Raw genomic sequence first — 19,337 nt, 5'->3', positions numbered from 1 at the left:
TGCCCGGATGTGGCCTTGTATGATGAATGAGAGAGGTGTTATTTGATAACGCCTAGCTCTTTTCCTACCTTGATAAACGCGGCGATAGCCTTGTCCAGATGCTCGGTCTCGTGGCCGGCGGACAATTGTACACGGATACGAGCTTGTCCCTTCGGTACTACCGGGTAATAAAAACCGGTTACGTAAATACCCTCTTCCTGCATCTTGGCGGCGAAATCTTGAGACAACTTAGCGTCGTACAACATAACAGCGCAGATAGCGGATTGAGTCGGCTTGATATCGAAACCGGCTGCCAGCATCTTGTCGCGGAAGTAACTTACGTTGTTCATTAATTTCGTATGTAAAGCGTCGCTTTCCTTCAACATCTTGAACATCTCCAAGCTTGCGCCTACGATGGCCGGAGCCACGGAGTTAGAGAACAAGTAGGGGCGAGAACGCTGGCGTAACATATCGATAATCTCCTTCTTTCCGGTCGTGAAGCCACCCATGGCACCACCGAACGCCTTACCCAGCGTACCCGTGAAGATATCTACACGTCCGTAAACATCAAACTGCTCGGCTACGCCATGGCCCGTCGGTCCAACGACACCGGCAGAGTGAGATTCGTCCACCATAACCAATGCGTCATATTTCTCGGCAAGCTCGCAAATCTTGTCCATCGGAGCGACATTGCCGTCCATGGAGAACACGCCGTCCGTGGCGATGATACGGTGACGTTGGGCCTGCGCCTCTTGTAGGCAACGCTCCAAGTCCGCCATATCGGCGTTAGCGTAGCGATAACGTTTAGCCTTGCATAAACGAACGCCGTCGATGATAGAGGCGTGGTTCAAGGCATCCGATATGATAGCGTCTTCCTCGCCAAACAACGGCTCGAACAAACCACCGTTAGCGTCGAAACATGCGGCGTAAAGGATCGTGTCCTCAGTCTTGAAATAGTCGGAGATGGCTGCTTCCAATTGCTTGTGCAAATCCTGCGTTCCACAGATGAAACGAACGGACGACATGCCATAACCGTGTGTATCCATGGCTTCTTTCGCGGCCTTGATCAGTCGTTGGTTATCGGACAGGCCAAGATAGTTGTTGGCGCAGAAGTTCAAAACATCACTTCCGGCATTTACTTTGATGTCGGCTCTCTGCGGCGTAGTAATGATACGCTCGTTCTTGTATAAACCAGCGGCTTTGATGCCTTCAAGTTCATTTGTCAAGAATTCTTTAAGTTTTCCGTACATAAAAACTTCGTTTTTTATTAGTATTTAGATGTGAGTAGTAGCTTCGTTGTCAAAGCGACAGACAAAGGTCTGTTTTTTTTTTGAATTTTAATACTAAAAAAGAGAAGAAATTCATGTCTAAACTGTTTTATTCTCTATACCTTTGCCGACGGAAAAAAACTTAAATCTCATTAAACGCGATGAAGAATGTATTAGTAATTGGTTCTACCGGTCAGATCGGATCAGAGTTAACCATGAAATTAAGAAGTATCTACGGTGGGAACATAGTAGCGGGTTATATCCCGGGTGCGGAACCTAAAGGCGAGTTATTAGAGTCGGGACCTTCCGCTATCGTGGATATCACGAACGAGCAGCAGATCGCTGAGACGGTATCAAAATATAATATTGATACGATCTACAACTTGGCGGCTCTTTTGTCGGCTGTAGCCGAGGCTAAGCCCCAGTTGGCGTGGAAGATCGGTATGGGGGGCTTGTTCAATGTGCTTGAGGTGGCCCGTGAGATGCACTGCGCCGTATTTACGCCGAGCTCTATTGGCGTTTTCGGTAACAATACCCCGAAAGACAAGACTCCTCAAGATACGATCCGTAACCCTCGTACGATGTACGGCGTGACGAAGGTATCCGGCGAGTTGTTAAGCGATTATTATAATATCCGTTTCGGCGTGGACACACGTTCGGTTCGTTTCCCCGGATTGATCTCTTACGTGACACCTCCGGGTGGTGGTACGACGGATTACGCTGTCGATATTTACTATTCGGCCGCTAAGGGCGAGAAATTCGTTTGCCCGATCGCTGCCGGTACTTTCATGGATATGATGTACATGCCGGACGGCTTGCGTGCCGCTATCGAGATCATGGAGGCGGATTCTACGAAGTTCGTTCACCGTAACTCTTTCAACATTGCCTCGATGAGTTTCGATCCGGAGATCATCTTTAATAATATCAAGAAATATATGCCTGAATTCCAGATGGAGTATGAGGTAGATCCTTTGCGTCAGGCTATCGCCGAGTCGTGGCCGAACTCCTTGGATGATACTTGCGCCCGCCAAGAGTGGGGCTGGAAGCCGGAGTATGATTTGGATGCCATGACAAAAGACATGTTAGCTAAATTGAAAGAACGTTTCAATAAGTAAGAGTGATGTTATAGCCATGATTGTTTGTGGATAGAGGAGCCGGGGTATCATCAGGGGGTGGATGATTCCCGGCTCTGTTTTTTTACGCCGCTATTTCAATAAATCCGGCCGGAGGCGTGCCGTGCGCTCTTGGGCTTGTTGCAAGCGCCATTCTTCGATCTTGCGCTGATGTCCGGATAATAGTACCTCGGGCACTTTCCAGCCTTTGTAATCTGCCGGGCGTGTATAAACAGGCGGGGCCAGCAAGTCATCTTGGAAGGAGTCGGAGAGGGCGCTTTGCTCGTCGCCGATCGCTCCCGGTATCAAGCGTACCACGGCGTCGGTTATGATAGCGGCGGCCAGCTCTCCTCCGGTAAGGACATAGTCTCCCACGGATATCTCTTTCGTTATCAAATGCTCACGGATACGATAGTCGATCCCTTTATAGTGCCCGCAGAGGATAATCATATTATTTAGTAAAGACATGCTGTTGGCCATGGGCTGGTTGAGTGTCTCGCCATCCGGGGAGGTATAGATTACCTCGTCATATTCCCGTTCGCTTTTCAACGCTGAGATCGCCCGGTCTATCGGTTCGATCTGCATCACCATCCCGGCCTCGCCTCCGAACGGATAATCATCCACCCGCCTCCATTTATTAGTGGTGTAATCCCGTAGGTTATGTAAATGAATCTCCGCTAATCCCTTATCTTGCGCCCTCTTGACGATAGAGCAGTTTATCATCCCCTCGATCATCTCGGGAAGTACGGTAAGTATATCTATACGCATAAAAAATAGTTGTAACGTTAAAACCTCCCGCAAAGGTACATCTTTTATTCCGACTCATCGTAAAGTGAGTCTCTATTATCTATGATTCGCGATAGAAAATTAAGAATGAATGAAACGCATGCGTTGGCGCAGTTAAGAGTTCGTAGAAGTTCATGAGGATATTTTTGTATCGTTTGAATTATTATTCGTACTTTTGTCCGTCAATTCGGCGGCTATCAATAGAGGCCGTCTCTTTAGAGAATAAATTTTATAGCGATGAATATATCTTACAATTGGCTGAAAGAGTATCTTGATTTCGATCTGGAGCCAGAAGAAGTTGCTGCGGCGCTTACCTCTATCGGTTTGGAAACCGGTGGAGTAGAGGAAGTTCAAACCATTAAGGGCGGACTTGAGGGACTGGTTATCGGTGAAGTGTTAACTTGTGAGGAACACCCGAATTCTGACCATTTACATATAACGACCGTAAATGTAGGTGGCGAGGCTCCTTTACAAATCGTATGCGGCGCCCCGAACGTGGCTGCCGGACAGAAAGTGGTCGTAGCCGTGAACGGCACGAAACTGTACGACGGTGACGAATGCTTTACCATCAAGAGATCCAAGATCCGTGGCGTTGAGTCCAACGGTATGATTTGCGCCGAGGACGAGATCGGTATCGGTACCGACCATAACGGTATTATCGTACTTCCCGCCGATGCTGTTGTAGGTACGTTAGCTAAAGATTATTATAATGTAAAGAGCGACTACGTGCTGGAGGTGGATATCACCCCGAACCGTGTAGACGCTACTTCCCATTTCGGTGTCGCCCGTGACTTGGCCGCTTATTTGAAGCAAAACGGCAAGCCCGCCGAATTGAGACGTCCTTCGGTAGACGCTTTCAAGATCGATGACGAGACACCGGGCGTAGAGGTCGTGGTAGAGAATACGGAGGCTTGTCCCCGTTATTCCGGTGTTACGATCAAGGGCGTTACGGTGAAGGAGAGCCCGGAGTGGTTACAAAACCGCTTGCATGTGATCGGCCTTCGTCCCATCAATAACGTAGTGGATATAACGAACTTTATCCTGCATGAGTTGGGGCAGCCTTTACACTCTTTTGACGCGGGTAAGATCAAAGGAAATAAAGTGATTGTCAAGGCGGCCGAGGCTGGTACGAAATTCGTCACGTTGGATGGCGTGGAGCGTACGTTGACCGATCGTGACTTGATGATTTGTAACGTCGAGGAACCGATGTGTATCGGTGGCGTGTTCGGCGGTTTGGATTCCGGCGTGACGGAGGAGACCACCGACGTATTCTTGGAATCCGCTTGTTTTCATCCGACGTGGATTCGTAAGACCGCTCGTCGTTTTGGCTTGAATACGGACGCTTCTTTCCGCTTCGAGCGTGGTTTGGATCCGAACAATACGATGTATGTATTGAAACGTGCCGCCTTGTTGATACAAGAGTTGGCGGGAGGAAAGATCACGGGTGCCGTACAGGATGTTTATCCTACCGTGGTGGAACCGTATACGGTTGAGGTGACTTACGAGAAGATCAATACGTTGATCGGTAAGGATATTCCGGTAGAAACCGTGAAAAGTATCTTGGCAAGCCTTGAGATGGAGATCGTATCCGAGACTGCCGAGGGCTTGACTTTGCATGTTCCCGTATATCGTATCGATGTGCAGCGTGATGTAGACGTGATCGAGGACATTCTTCGTATCTACGGATATAATAACGTGGAGTTCAGCGATAACGTGAAGTCCAATTTAAGTTACCAGACTCCTACGGATCGTAGCTGGAAATTGCAGAACTTGATCTCGGAGCAACTTTGCGGTTGTGGTTTCAACGAGATCATGAACAATTCCTTGACACGCTCCGCTTATTATACGGATCTGTCTGTTTATCCGGAAGCGCATTGTGTCATGTTGATGAACCCGTTAAGCGCTGATTTGAACTGCATGCGTCAGACCTTGTTGTTCGGAGGCTTGGAGAGCATCGAGCATAACATGAAGCGTAAGAATGGCAATGTCCGTTTCTATGAGTTTGGTAATTGCTATGATTATAATATCGATAACAAGAAGGAAGATGAGACCTTGGCGCAGTTCAGCGAGGATTACCGTCTAGGCATCTGGGTAGCCGGCAACCGGGTGGAGAACAACTGGGCGCATCCGGACGAGAAATCTTCCGTTTATGAGTTGAAGGCTTACGTAGAGAATATCTTAGCCCGCTTGGGCGTGGATATGAAACGGGTTATTTTCGGTAACTTGACGAATGATATCTATTCTTCGGGCCTAAGCATCACGACCGGTTCCGGACGTCAATTGGGTACGATGGGTATCGTAAGCAAGAAACTTCGTAAGATGCTGGATATCGATATGGAGGTTTATTACGCTGAGTTGTCGTGGACCCAATTGATGAAGGAGATCAAGAAGGCGAAAGTAACCTTCTCCGAGATTTCCAAGTTCCCGGCCGTTAAACGTGACTTGGCGTTGTTGCTTGATAAGAGCGTACAGTTTAGCGAGGTCGAGAAAATCGCTAAGGATAGCGATCGCAAGCTATTGAAGGAGGTATCTCTGTTCGACGTTTACGAGGGCAAGAACCTTCCGGCGGGCAAGAAGTCGTATGCCGTAAGCTTCTTCATGCAAGATGAGAGCAAGACTTTGAACGATAAGCAGATCGACGCTATCATGAAGAAAATCCAGACGAATCTGGAACAAAAGCTAGGTGCTCAATTGAGATAAGAATTTAATTACATAAAATAAAGATAAACTGATAAACATATGGGAAGAGCGTTTGAGTTTCGTAAAGCGAGAAAGTTTAAGCGTTGGGGCAATATGGCCCGTGTATTCACGAAGTTAGGTAAGGAAATCACGATCGCGGCAAAACAAGGTGGGCCGGAGCCCGAGAATAATCCTCGTTTACGTGTGTTGATGCAGAACGCCAAAAAGGAGAATATGCCGAAGGAGAACGTGGAGCGTGCCATTAAACGTGCCGTATCCAAGGATTTCACGGATTATAAGGAGATGAACTATGAGGGATATGGTCCTTTCGGTATCGCTATCTTCGTTGAGACCGCTACGGATAATACGACTCGTACGGTAGCCAACGTTCGTAGTTATTTCAATAAGAACGGTGGTTCTCTGGGAACATCCGGTAGCTTGGAGTTCTTGTTCGATCATAAATGCGTATTCCATATCGCTAAAAAAGAGGATCTTTCTTTAGAAGACCTAGAGTTGGAGTTGATCGACTTCGGTGTAGATGAGGTTGAGGAAGACGAGGACGAGGTTGTTCTTTATGGTGAGTTCGCGCAGAATTCGGCGATCCAGAAATATTTGGAGGAGAATGGTTTCGAGATCTTGAGTAGTGAGTTCGTACGTATTCCGAACGATTTGAAGGAGGTTACTCCGGAACAGCGTGAGTCTATCGAGAAGATTATCGAGAAATTAGAGGAAGACGAAGACGTTCAAAACGTATTCCATAATATGAAGGAAGACGATTCTGAGGAGGAATAACGTACGCTTATACGTAAAATAGTATACTTTATCCGTAAAAAAGCGACATCGAGGCAAATTCGATGTCGCTTTTTCTTTTTTACAACGAATGTTTCATGTTTTTTATTTATTTTTGTGAGTCTAGGGTGAATAACAATTTAACTTATATGGTGAAAATGAAAAGACTATTTCTTCTTTGTGCGTTCGTGAGCATGTTTGCGACGTGTAATTTTATCTCAGCTCAAAAGGAGTTAGGGATTTTCAATTCTGTTTCGGCAGGAGTGGGTGTTGGTTTGACGGGTGTAGATGTGGAGGTCGCTACTCCTATTACGCCTTATCTGGCGTTGAGAGGTGGTCTTACCTTTATGCCGGGTTTCAGCATTAATACGGACGTGGATGTAGATGTTAACGATCCGCGAGCGGGTGTGTATAATGATACATACTCCATGGATGTCAAAGGTAGCTTGAAACGTACTTCCGGACAGTTGTTGGTGAATGTTTACCCGTTTCCTCACGCTTCTTCGTTCTTCGTTGCGGCCGGCGCCTATTTCGGTGGTTCTTCCTTGGTGAAGATAGAAGGGCATAGTGATAAGCTGAAAGACCTGATCGCCCAAGGAGAAAGTGCGGGCATAGTTATCGGTGATTATACGATTCCGGTGGATAATAACGGTAATGTATCCGGTGGATTGAAAGTGTCCGGTTTTCGTCCTTATCTAGGTCTTGGATTCGGTCGTGCGGTTCCTAAGAAACGGGTTGGCGTGATGTTTGAGTTGGGTGTGCAATTCCATGGCAAACCGGAGGTGTATACGGATTCAGGGGATGTAAAGGACTTGTTGAATGAGATAGACGAGGATGATACCTTTACGAAGATCATGGATAAGCTAACGGTTTATCCGGTCATGAAGATTCGTATTTGCGGAAGAATATTTTGATTGTCAAAGATAGTATAAGCTAAGAGTGGCGTTAATAATACGATGCCACTCTTTTTTTATGGCTAAACTTTCATTTATTTTGTTTATTTTTGCGCGCTGTTAGGGTCATAATTTTGATAAAAATAACTTTATATGAAAAACAAACATTTAGTGATGCTATTGCTATCATCTTGCTGTTTAGCGGCATGTGTGGATAGTAAGTATGATTTAAGCGATGTCAATACGGACGATGCGGTAATGGGTGAGTCTTGGGTAGCTCCCCTCGGTACGGGTTATGTAACGTCGGATGACGTTGTGAATGTAGAGAAAGTCCCTTCCATTCGGGAAGTCGACGGGGCTTACGTCATGATCTATGATGGAGAGATGAAGATTAAGGGGAAAAGCTTACGGGCCGCCTCTGATAAAGTGGAGATCGCCTCGGAAGATATAACGACTGGGGATATCGATGGTTTGTTTGATGGCGATTTCGTTTTGGCGTTAACGAATCCCCATATTACATTAAAGTCGAATGTAAAGAATGCCTCTTTGGATTGTAGCTTGTCTATCGAGGCTGAGAACGCAAGTAAAAAGGAGGCTACTTCCTCTGATTTTACCTTGTCAACGGTGTCTCCTAATATTTGGATCGGCCCTCTTGATCCGAAGACGGATGCTTTTAAGTTTGTCAAGAACGAGAAGTTACCGGGAATCGTACAGATTGTTCCTCAAAAAATACATTTGTCTTTGTCCGCCGATAGCAAACAATGGGCGAACGCTCCTATGGATGCCTTGAGCGAGTTACGCTATGCGGTAGAGCTTCCGTTGACTCCGGCACCGGAATTTAGCGCCGTATCCGTCGAGCGGATCGAGGACGCTTTTGATGAGGATTTCGTAGACTATATTTTCTCGGACGGAAGCGCGAATATCTATGGAGAGGTTACGAACGAGATGCCGTTCGATATGTCTATCGAGATGGTGATCATGGATGAGAACAATGTACCGGTAGATATCCAATTCCCGGCGCAAGAGGTAAAAGGACAATCCGGAGAGGTTGTCTTCGAGATCACGAAGGAGGATATGCCGAAAATGAAGGACGCACGTCATATAGACCTGAATTTACATTTAACGGGTAGAGATCAAAGCGAGGCTTTGAAGAAAGGCCAGAAAACGACCTTCAACTTGAAACTCAAGAAAGAAGGCGGAATTTCTATTTGATCCCAGTACTAACCATTTAAATTACGAAAAAGAAAGATGAATACTATATATAATATGTATAAGAGAGGTCTGTGCGCTTTATGTTTATTGACCACTGTGGGGATGTCGGTATCCGCCCAGCAAATACGAACTTCTTACTTCATGCAATCCTCTACGGCACGCACGACAATGAATCCGGCGTATCGTCCCGAGAGAGGCTATGTCTCCATTCCGGTATTAGGCGCGGTTGGCGCTTCGTATGGTACGAACGGAATAGCTGTGGATAATTTTATTTATCCGAAGAATGGTGAGACTGTTACGTTCATGGATAACTCCGTGAATACCGAGTCTTTCCTGAATGGCTTGAAGGACGAGAATCAGGTAAACATGGATTTTGGTACGCAGGTTCTATCCGGTGGCTGGTACGCCGGCAAGGGATTCTGGACGGTTGATGTTTCTATCAAGGGATTGGCGAATATTCGTGCTCCGAAGACATTGTTCGAGTTCATGAAAAAGGGTAATGGATCTCAGAGTACGTATGATATCCGTAATATCAGGGCGTATGCCGAGGCTTATTTGGAGACAGGTGTAGGATATTCTCGTCCTATCACGGATAAGTTGACAGTCGGAGGTAAGGTTAAATTGTTATGGGGCGTAGGTTCTATGGACGCTACGATCGATCAGATGCATGCAGAGATGGGAGAGACTAGCTGGAAAGTTACCTCTACCGGCACCTTGCAGACGAATATGAAAGGCTTGGTCCCGGAAATGGAAGTAGACGAGCAAGGCCGTGATTATTATAATAGCTTTGATTTCGATTCTCCGGGTCTTAGCGGTTTCGGTATGGGAGTGGACTTGGGTGCTACGTACCAATTGACCGAGAATATCATGTTATCCGCCGCTGTCCTTGATTTAGGTTTTATCAGCTGGAGCAAGGGAGGTAGCACGCTAGGTAAGTTGGATGGAACTTTCGACTTTAACGGCTTTGATCTGGCTATTGGCGAGAATAACGGTGATATACCGAGCATGGGCGATCAGTTTGACGCTATCAAGGAAGATTTCGAGAACTTGCTTCATTTCAAGAAAGAGGGTGAGTCCGGAAGCACTACCCGTCTTCGTTCGACAATCAATATCGGTGGCGAGTACCGTTTGCTGGAAAACAAGTTAGGTATCGGTTTATTGTCGAGCACTCGTCTTTATTCCCCGAAAGCCTATACGGAACTGACATTGTCCGGTAATTACCGTCCGGTGAAATGGTTTGAGGCTACGCTGAGCTACTCATTTATCCATAGTAAGTTCAAGACGTATGGTATCGCCTTGAATTTCTCACCGTCTTGGATCAATTTCTTTATCGGATCGGATTATATGTTGACAAAGGTAACTCCACAATGCTTACCGGTCAGCGGTAACGCCATGAATCTTTACATGGGAGTAAGTGTTCCTTTGAAATCATTCGCTAATTAATAGGGAATACTCAGAATAGAGTCAGTATCATAAAGGAAAAGGCTGTCCGGGTTATATACCCAGACAGTCTTTTCTTTTTTATTAGGCTCGTTTTAAACTACTTTTTATCGATCTCTTTCAGCAATTCATTTACCGCTGTTCTCAATTGTGTATCTTCCCCTTTGACAACAGTTTCCGGAGAATTAGCGACTTTAACATCCGGTTCCAGCTGTGTGTTCTCTAAGTAACTACCGTCCGACAGGCGATAACCGGTAATAGGTGTGCCGAATACCAGCGTCGGATCTTGCAGGGTTTCCCAAGAGACGGTAGTCATTGTTCCCGGTACGGGCATACCAACTAAACGTCCGATGTGTTGATGCTTATAAACCCACGGGGTTCCATGTGCGTTACTATAATTAGCCTCGCATTGGAGCATGATGGAAGGTTTATTCCAGCGGCGGCTAGGCATATCGCAAGCCTCCCGGCCACGTGTCACTTGGGTGAGGTATTTCTCTCCGCTGAACAAGATCTCGATATCCTCATGCAAACGTCCACCACCATTAAAGCGGGTATCAATGACGATGCCCTCCCGGTCGTTATATTTACCTAGGATATCGGAGTAGACAGAGCGGAAACTAGGGTCTCCCATGGATTGGATATGGACGTATCCCAATCGTCCGTTCGACCATTTATCCACGTCGGCGGCACGTTGCTTCACCCAGCGGGTATAAAGCAAGTTATTTAACTCACCGTTACTGATAGGCAAGACTACCTCTTCCCAACGTTCTTTGGTTTGTGGATCGTAGAGGGAAACCAAGGTCTTCTTTTTGGCCTTATTGTTTAATAGCTTGGAGTAATCCATATCCGGGGTTATTTCTTGTCCGTCTATTTTCTCCATGACGGTACCGGCTTTTACCTTGGAACGTGCGTGATCGAATGGGCCTTTTTCCACTACCTCAGCGATTAATAAACCTTTGCCGCTATGGTTCCAATCGAAAAGTAGGCCTAGGTTGGCGGTAATATTGCCGCTTGTTTGCGGACGGAAGCGTCCTCCGGTATGAGATACGTTGAGTTCTCCCAGATATTCGCTTAGCAACTCCGCGAAGTCATAGTTGTTATTGATATGTGGCAAGAACTTACGGTAGGCGGCGGTCATAACGTCCCAATTTACGCCGTGCATGTTCACGTTGTAGAACCGTTTTTGCTCTTGTTTATAGACATGGTCGAACATATACTCACGTTCGGCGGCCAAGTCCATTTTTAAGTTCGCTTGGTAATGAATCGGTGTTAGTTTCTCCGATCCCATATCCATTTTTTGCATGGAATTGCTACCCAACAAGAACAGGTTCTTACCTTCCTTATCCATTTCCATGTTCGCCCATCCGGTATTCATCTTGTGGAGTAGCTTGGTCTCTTTCTTGCGCAAGTCCATTTTCCACAGGTCGTATTTGTCTTCGAAAGCCGAGAAATAATATAAGGTCTCGCCATTCTTCGAGATGACGGCACTACCCATTTCGGAGGAATTAGGAGTAAGACGTAGGATACGATCTTGGATGCCTTTCAGTTCCACTACGATATCCTTGGGCTTTTCGTCTTTCTTTTCATCGGCTTTATCTTCTTTTTTCTTGTCGTCGGTTTTGTCCCCGGTTACCTCTTTCTGCTCCTTTTCCAGTTCCTTTTGCAACTCATAATCCTCTTTGCTCAAGCGGAATTTATCATAAGCGTCTTGATTCATGAATACCAGCATGGCATCATTCAAGGAGCCCCATGAAGCATGCGCACGCATTCCATAACGCTCGGTGGTGAATAAGATGGCGTTTCCATCCAGTACCCATTGTGGGGAGGTGCTGGTGTAACCGCTATTGGTCAGGTTGGTGATCTCCCCGCCTTGCGCACTAACCAAGCCGATATCCGAATAAGGATCGTGCTTGTTTCCGATAAACCGGAGCGTGAACCATTTACCGTCTGGCGACCATGAGTAATCGAAACCGCCGGCTGTACTATACCATGTGGAGCCATCCGTGACTTGGCGTACTTTCTTCGTCTCAAGGTTGACTACCATCAGCCGCATACGATCTTCTATGAAAGCGAGTTCCTTACCATCCGGTGAGAATTGAGGATAATTACGCTCTACGGTCTTAGAAGGCAGGAGAACTTCCTCTTCGATAATCGTTGCGTTCGGGAAATTAGCTTCTTCCTTACGGGCGATCTTAGCCAAGTAAAGTTGCCAATTACCACCACGCTCGCTGGCGTAAGCCAAGGTACGGTTATCCGGCGAGAAGCATACGCCTGTTTCGGCGGCCGGGGTATTGGTGATTTGTTTGGTCGTGTTGTAATCGGCCGAGGTGACGAATACCTCGCCTCTTAGGGTTAAGGCGATCTGCTTGCCATCGGGGGATACGGTGGCAGAGGTAGCTCCTTTGCTGGAATTCAGATCGCTGATTTGCTCTTGATCGTCACGGATCAAATCAATCCGCACTTTCTGCGGATTGACTCCCGGACGTTGTGTATAGATCTCGCCATCGTATGTGTAGCATAATGTATTGTCGCTACTTGTAGAGAGGAAACGTACGGGATGTGTCTTGAACTTAGTAACCGCCGTTATAGATTGTGGGGTGTTGAGAGGGAATGAATATACATTGAAAGAACCTCCGTTGCGTTCGCTCAGAAAGTAAACCGTCTGTCCATCCGGGGTAAATACGGCGTTGCGGTCTTCTCCCGCATGGTCGGTCAAATTGGTATGTTTTCCAGTTTGCGTATCGTACATCCATATATCCCGGGTGACGGACGAGGTATGATGTTTACGCCATTCATCCTCGAAGCCCTTACGGTCTTGGTATAAGAATGTCTTTCCGGATTTATCGAAGCAAACCATCTCGGCGGGTGTTCCCAATACTTGCTCCGTACGTCCGCCACCGATCGGCACTTTATAGAGTTCCGTCATGGCCGAGGTCGGGAATAAGGCGCTCTGGGCGGGATCTTGTATGGATGCGGAGAAGAGTACGTATTTGCCGTCGGGAGTAAAGGCCGATGGAATCTCGGAGGCGGAATGAGTGGTGAGGCACTGTGCCGTTCCACCGTTGGAGGGCATTACGAATAAATCGAAATTGCCGTTACGATCGCTGGCGAAAGCGATTTGTTTTCCGTCCGGAGACCAGATTGGCGTGCATTCATACGATGCTTGGGTGGTAAGTTGTGTCGCTGTTCCTCCTTTGGCCGGTACTTTATAGATATCTCCTTTGTAACAAAACGCGATCTCTGTTCCATCAGGAGAAATTTGTACATCACGCATCCACAAAGGGGTTACAGCGTAGCTGGTAGTCGCAAAGCCCAAGGCAATGCAGGTTAAAAGTTTTTTCATGTACTTAATGCTTTTTTAGAATGGTACGAAGATACATATTATTTTGTACCCATCAGTCTGCTCTCTATTGAAATATTAACTGGATTTACCCTTTCAATTTCACGATAAATAACACGAGGCTTTCCCCTTGGGCCTGTGCGGGGAAAGTATTTCGCAGATCCTCTCCGGATTTGCTGAAACAATAGGAATGGCAATAGGGATCGATAGGGTCCATTCGTCGCACATTTCCGGTTTGATAAAAATTATCTTTTAATCCTTCTTTTACCTGCCAGCATTCTTCCTTCTCCGTATCATAACAGAAGGTGTAATTTCTGGACTCATCCTCTGCGTTATAGTAAGTAGATACCCAGAAACGGCTACCCATGCGGATCGGTAGCAAAGGAAGTGTATTCTTTCCGGCAAGGTTCTCCAAGGCTTGGCTTTGCCGCTTTTGCTTAATATATAAAGTGTCCCGTAATAAGTTCCCGGGTTGATAGGAGGGGGCGTAGGCATAAACCGTTCCGCTTCCGGGCTCCACGGCTACTTCCGGGGCGAGACAACCGATCGGGCATGCGGAACGCTCCAGATCGACCGGACGGATCGTATGAGATTGTAATTTATGGAAAGAGGAATCGTATTCAACGATTTGTTTCTCAATCGTGGCGGTTTTCCCTGCCGTATCCCCATGAACACATTCCTCGGTGGTAAATATCCGGTTATTGTGCATGGATATGGATAGCATATGCCTATTCTCCGGAAGGTCGCATTTCAGTTTCTTGCGGGTAAGGAGATCACCATTGAATGAGTAATAGAAAATATCGTCCGTGTTTCCAAGTACGATCAGCTGCTGGTTGGCCGGGTTCACTACATACCCCGCTACCCGTATGTCATCCGGATGGGTGATGCGACAGATAAATTCTCCCTTGCGATTGAAACGGTAAAGCGTCTCATTGCTGATAAGGAATAGGTTATCTCCCTCTTGACGGATATACTTGGCCTCCCTGATCGAATGCGTCCCTGAGTCCTGTAATGGAATGGCGATTACCTCATCCGCGATGTCAGACAAGGCTCCGGTAGGGTTGCTCCGGATCGATTCATTCGAGATTAACAGGTTATAGGCTTGCTTTCCGCAAACCAATAGAACAAGTAGTAATAAATATGTAAAGGTTCTTTTCATATCATCGCTAAATTAAAGAAGGATAAACCTTTTTATGATTTTTACGAATTGTTTTTATAAAACGTAGATCATCTGATTTTATTGGATAAGCCTAGAATTATTCTTGTAGAAATACCCAATTATCCCCCTCGGACATGGATTCTTTATAGGAAAAGCCTTCCCATGTGAATGCTTTTAATGTCTCCGGGTCAGAAATCCGGTTCTTTATGAGATAGCGGCTCATTTGTCCCCGGCACATCTTGGCGTAGATCACGATCGTCTCCGCTTTGCCGTTCTTCCAGATCTTGAACTCGGGCGTGATGATCCGGACGGATCGCTCCACCTCCTTCCACTGGAAAGAGGGTTGGATATCCAAGCTGGCTAGATTCAGTAGGATTCCGTCTCCCTGTCGGACGTCATGGATTAATATATTTGTTTGCCTGTCCTTCCAGAAGGCGTACATATTCCCGTCGCCTAGTTCCGGGATTTTTACGTCGAACTCCATCCGGTAAGGCTTGATAAGGTCTAATGGGCGAAGTAACCCGTAGCATCCCGATACGAAACGCATATGTTCTTGCGAGAAAAGAAAATCCTCCTCCGTGAAGTCTTTCGGGCTGATATTCTTGAATACGACACCGGTATAGGCGAGTATCGCTTGTAAGGGCTGGTTGTCTTCCGCATGAAAATCTTGGTATCTGTGGTAACATTCCGCCGCCAGTTTCGGGCTGAGCTTGAGGATACGACTTAATTCGTCAATGGGAAATTGGGTCATATGCAGGGCGATCTCGTTCGCCTCTTGCTGGAAACGTGGAGTCGTGCCTTGCGGCGCTTTTATCTTGGATGTCCCGGTCATTGTCTTAGCCGGAGATAATAATATCAACATATCTATATTGGATTTGGATTGATCGCATAAAGGTAATCCATATTAAGATTCAAATAGGGTATAAGCATCCCAATAAATCTTAAAGTATCTCGACTCGAATGGGGGATTTAATGGAGGAATGAGTCTTGGTGATAGAAATGTAATGAGGATTATGAAGATGAGAGACGTGAAGATGCGACCTATATTCCTTTTGATAGTATTCATCCTACCTACGATGGCCCATGCGCAGTGGACGGAACAGGATTCTTTGCGCCTGCAAGAATTTTTATCCGGCAAGGAGGAGATACGTTTGAATCCTGAGTTTCAGAAGGCGATAGAAAGCGGGACTTTTCTACGACCCGATCAACCGGGAACCCATATGTTATCCTCACCAAGTGAGTTGCCGATTACGAAAGACTTCTCGGAATATGTACAGTTAGATACTTTACGTAGGTTGACCAATTATGATTCGATTACCCCAGTCCTATTCATGCTGCTGAATTTTAAGTCACCTTCCCGTTCATTGGCCATACAGAAGCAAGCGCACACGATTAGGCTCCCTAAGAATCAGGATTGGAAAGAGTTAAAGGTAGGTAAGGTTCCTATGGCTGCCAACGTAAAACTGACTAATATATACTCGGATGTCGTGAAAGATGGCCAGCGAAGGGGAGGGGTACTTGCTACCATAAGAGTCTATTTCGACGCAGAGGATTTACTAGAGACTATTTTCTGGAAAAGTGCCCGTGATAAGAAGAGAAACAGGAAACGGGAGAATACGTGGAAGTATTATAATGACTATCCGTAAATTGTTGGATTTATAGGATATAACCACTCGAAAAAAACACGTACGTGAATTTCAAAAAACATGTACGTGTTTCCGGAAAAACTCGTACGTGTTTTTTTGAGAACATTGACTGTTTTTACCTAGATACTGTGCGTTTACTATCAAAACCTTTTTCTCTCTCTTTTGTTCTTTCTGAAAAGATACGTCCGAATGACATCCGAAATGGACGGTTTGACGGGGAGTTCTCTATTCTGTTTTATAATATTAAGACAAAATGTCATATTTTCGTTTTGGTATTTCTTTTGTAAGGATATAAGTGTAAAATAAATTAGAAAAGAATATAAGAAAGGAGCTTAAATATATGAATTTAAACAATTTTACAATCAAGGCGCAGGAGGCTGTTCAACAAGCCGTACAGTTGGTTACCAAAAATAATCAACAGGTTATCGAACCGGTTCACTTGTTGAAAGCTGTCATTATGACGGGTGAGAGTGTTACTAATTTTATCTTTCAGAAATTAGGGGTAAACGCTCAAAACCTGAATATGGTACTGGATCGCCAAATCGAATCTTATCCTAAGGTTTCGGGAGGCGAACCCTATCTCTCTAGCGAGTCGAACACTGTCTTACAGAAGGCGATCGATTATTCCTCTAAGATGGGGGATCAATATGTATCGTTGGAGCCGATCATCTTGGCGTTGTTCACGGAAAAGAGCACCGCTTCACAGATATTGAAAGACGCCGGCGTGACAGAGAAAGAGTTACGTCAAGCGATCGAGGAATTGCGTAAAGGAAATAAGGTGACAAGCCAATCCGCCGAGGAGACGTACGATGCCTTAGGAAAATACGCCATCAATTTGAACGAGCGTGCCCGTAGTGGTAAACTGGACCCCGTGATCGGACGTGACGAGGAGATCCGCCGTGTCTTGCAGATATTGAGCCGCCGTACGAAGAACAATCCGATCTTGATCGGTGAGCCGGGTGTAGGTAAGACTGCTATCGCTGAGGGGTTGGCCCATCGTATCGTTCGGGGTGACGTTCCCGAGAACTTGAAGTCTAAACAGATCTTCTCGTTGGATATGGGTGCGTTGATCGCCGGAGCTAAATATAAAGGCGAGTTCGAGGAACGTTTGAAAGCGGTGGTGAACGAGGTTACGAAATCCGAGGGTGAGATCATCCTCTTTATCGATGAGATCCATACCTTGGTAGGAGCCGGTAAAGGCGAAGGCGCCATGGATGCAGCTAACATCTTGAAACCGGCCTTGGCTCGTGGTGAGCTACGTTCGATCGGTGCCACGACGTTGGATGAGTATCAGAAGTATTTTGAGAAGGATAAGGCGCTTGAGCGTCGGTTCCAGACCGTTATCGTAGACGAGCCGAGTGAGTTGGATACGATCTCCATCCTTCGTGGTCTGAAGGAGAAATACGAGAATCACCATAAGGTACGTATCAAGGATGATGCGATTATCTCTTCCGTGCAGTTGTCTACCCGTTATATCACGGATCGTTTCTTGCCGGATAAGGCGATCGATTTGATGGATGAGGCCGCCGCCCGTCTGCGTTTGCAGATCGATTCCGTACCGGAGTCGTTGGATGAGGTTTCCCGGCGTATCAAACAGTTGGAGATCGAGCGTGAGGCGATCAAGCGTGAGAACGACAAGTCGAAATTAGAGCAACTGAACAAGGAGATCGCCGACTTGAAGGAGGAAGAGACCAAGCAAAAGGCTCAGTGGCAGAGCGAGAAGGAGCAGATCAACAAGATCCAACAAAATAAGATCGATATCGAGAACCTGAAGTTTGAGGCTGACAAGGCGGAGCGTGAGGGTGATTACGGCAAGGTCGCTGAGATCCGTTACGGTAAGATCAAGCAAAAGGAAGAGGAGATCAAGGAGGTACAGGCTAAGTTGAAGACGATGCAAGGTGCCGCGGCTATGATCAAGGAGGAAGTGGATAGCGACGATATCGCCGATGTGGTATCCCGTTGGACTGGAATTCCGGTCAGCAAGATGATGCAGAGCGAGAAAGATAAGTTATTACGTCTGGAGTCCGAGCTTCATACCCGTGTGATCGGTCAGGAAGAGGCGATCAACGCTATCGCCGATGCGGTTCGTCGTAGTCGTGCCGGCCTGCAGGACCCGAAACGACCGATCGGTTCTTTCATCTTCCTCGGTACTACCGGTGTGGGTAAGACGGAGTTGGCCAAGGCGTTGGCCGAGTATCTGTTCGATGATGAGAATATGATGACCCGTATCGACATGAGTGAGTATCAAGAGAAATTCAGCGCGACTCGTTTGATCGGTGCGCCTCCGGGATATGTGGGTTACGATGAGGGTGGACAATTGACGGAGGCGATTCGCCGGAAACCTTACTCGGTTGTCTTGTTCGATGAGATCGAAAAGGCGCATCCGGATGTATTTAACATCTTGTTGCAAGTCTTGGATGATGGACGGCTGACGGATAACAAAGGCCGTGTTGTCAACTTCAAGAACACGATCATTATCATGACAAGTAACCTAGGTTCTTCCTTGATCCGTGAGAACTTCGAGAAGATGACACCCGCCACGCATGACAAGGTGGTAGACGAGACGAAGATCCAAGTACTGGAACTGTTGAAGAAGACGATCCGTCCGGAGTTCTTGAACCGTATCGACGATATCATCATGTTTACTCCGCTGAACGAGGAGGAGATTCGCAAGATCGTATCCTTGCAGTTGAACAGCGTGAAGAAGATGTTGGCTACGAACGGTGTCGCCTTGGACTTCACGAACGAGGCCGTGGACTTTATCGCCGACAAGGGCTTCGATCCTCAATTCGGTGCCCGTCCGGTAAAACGTGTCATTCAGAAGTATGTCTTGAACGAGTTGTCAAAGGCTTTGCTGGGTGGAACGGTAGACCGTAACCGCCCGATCGTGATCGATAGGAAAGACGATAGTTTGGTATTTAAGAATTAAAGGAAGCTGTCTGTTTGGTATAAGGCAGCTGTGATGTGAAGGCGGGGTGATCCTAAGAAGGGGCATTCCGCCTTTCCTCATAAGGATAACCAAGCAGATGGAAGC

General features: G+C 46.6%; 13 protein-coding genes. 8 read left to right on the top strand and 5 right to left on the bottom strand.

Features of this window, described 5'->3' with window-relative positions; genetic code table 11:
- Positions 1–38: 38 nt before the first annotated feature.
- Complete coding sequence (kbl, locus tag ACESPU_RS01015; RefSeq protein WP_005856664.1) at positions 39–1,229, bottom strand: glycine C-acetyltransferase; 1,191 nt, start codon at positions 1,227–1,229, stop codon at positions 39–41.
- A gap of 179 nt (positions 1,230–1,408) precedes the next feature.
- Between kbl and ACESPU_RS01010 the strand changes: the two genes are divergently transcribed.
- Positions 1,409–2,362, top strand: coding sequence for an NAD-dependent epimerase/dehydratase family protein (locus ACESPU_RS01010; protein ID WP_005856666.1), 954 nt, complete (start codon positions 1,409–1,411; stop codon positions 2,360–2,362).
- A gap of 90 nt (positions 2,363–2,452) precedes the next feature.
- Here ACESPU_RS01010 and trmD read toward each other — a convergent pair whose 3' ends face one another.
- On the bottom strand, positions 2,453–3,127 hold the full coding sequence (gene trmD / locus ACESPU_RS01005; RefSeq protein WP_008772076.1) for a tRNA (guanosine(37)-N1)-methyltransferase TrmD: 675 nt from the start codon (positions 3,125–3,127) through the stop codon (positions 2,453–2,455).
- 255 nt (positions 3,128–3,382) lie between these two features.
- Between trmD and pheT the strand changes: the two genes are divergently transcribed.
- From pheT to ACESPU_RS00980, 5 genes are all read left to right on the top strand, one after another.
- Positions 3,383–5,845: a phenylalanine--tRNA ligase subunit beta gene (pheT, locus tag ACESPU_RS01000; protein WP_057326303.1), complete on the top strand. Its 2,463-nt coding sequence runs from the start codon at positions 3,383–3,385 to the stop codon at positions 5,843–5,845.
- A gap of 39 nt (positions 5,846–5,884) precedes the next feature.
- Positions 5,885–6,616 (top strand): YebC/PmpR family DNA-binding transcriptional regulator, encoded by a 732-nt coding sequence (locus ACESPU_RS00995; protein ID WP_005856672.1) that lies wholly within the window; start codon positions 5,885–5,887, stop codon positions 6,614–6,616.
- Between the two features lie 146 nt (positions 6,617–6,762).
- On the top strand, positions 6,763–7,527 hold the full coding sequence (locus ACESPU_RS00990) for a hypothetical protein (RefSeq protein WP_005856675.1): 765 nt from the start codon (positions 6,763–6,765) through the stop codon (positions 7,525–7,527).
- A 132-nt stretch (positions 7,528–7,659) separates the two neighbouring features.
- Positions 7,660–8,718: a DUF4621 domain-containing protein gene (locus tag ACESPU_RS00985; RefSeq protein ID WP_373133078.1), complete on the top strand. Its 1,059-nt coding sequence runs from the start codon at positions 7,660–7,662 to the stop codon at positions 8,716–8,718.
- Positions 8,719–8,754: 36 nt separating this feature from the next.
- Positions 8,755–10,161 (top strand): DUF5723 family protein, encoded by a 1,407-nt coding sequence (locus tag ACESPU_RS00980; protein WP_005862097.1) that lies wholly within the window; start codon positions 8,755–8,757, stop codon positions 10,159–10,161.
- Positions 10,162–10,258: 97 nt separating this feature from the next.
- On the opposite strand, the gene ACESPU_RS00975 is transcribed toward ACESPU_RS00980, so the two are convergent.
- The 3 genes from ACESPU_RS00975 to yaaA form a co-directional block, all read right to left on the bottom strand.
- On the bottom strand, positions 10,259–13,501 hold the full coding sequence (locus ACESPU_RS00975; protein ID WP_044545242.1) for a S41 family peptidase: 3,243 nt from the start codon (positions 13,499–13,501) through the stop codon (positions 10,259–10,261).
- Positions 13,502–13,586: 85 nt separating this feature from the next.
- Positions 13,587–14,657 (bottom strand): 6-bladed beta-propeller, encoded by a 1,071-nt coding sequence (locus ACESPU_RS00970; protein ID WP_122369458.1) that lies wholly within the window; start codon positions 14,655–14,657, stop codon positions 13,587–13,589.
- Between the two features lie 97 nt (positions 14,658–14,754).
- Positions 14,755–15,519, bottom strand: a complete 765-nt coding sequence (gene yaaA / locus ACESPU_RS00965) for a peroxide stress protein YaaA (protein WP_373133077.1) — start codon at positions 15,517–15,519, stop codon at positions 14,755–14,757.
- Between the two features lie 151 nt (positions 15,520–15,670).
- Here yaaA and ACESPU_RS00960 point away from each other — a divergent pair, with 151 nt between their 5' ends.
- Positions 15,671–16,303, top strand: a complete 633-nt coding sequence (locus ACESPU_RS00960) for a DUF4858 domain-containing protein (RefSeq protein ID WP_005856690.1) — start codon at positions 15,671–15,673, stop codon at positions 16,301–16,303.
- 340 nt (positions 16,304–16,643) lie between these two features.
- Entirely contained in the window at positions 16,644–19,232 is a 2,589-nt protein-coding gene (gene clpB / locus ACESPU_RS00955; protein ID WP_158532416.1) for an ATP-dependent chaperone ClpB, read from the top strand.
- Positions 19,233–19,337 lie beyond the last annotated feature (105 nt).

Source organism: Parabacteroides sp. 20_3, from assembly GCF_964238835.1.
Classification (GTDB): Bacteria; Bacteroidota; Bacteroidia; order Bacteroidales; family Tannerellaceae; genus Parabacteroides; species Parabacteroides distasonis.
The sequence above is the reverse complement of the archived record's forward strand: the minus strand, read 5'-3'. Positions and strand labels throughout refer to the sequence as shown.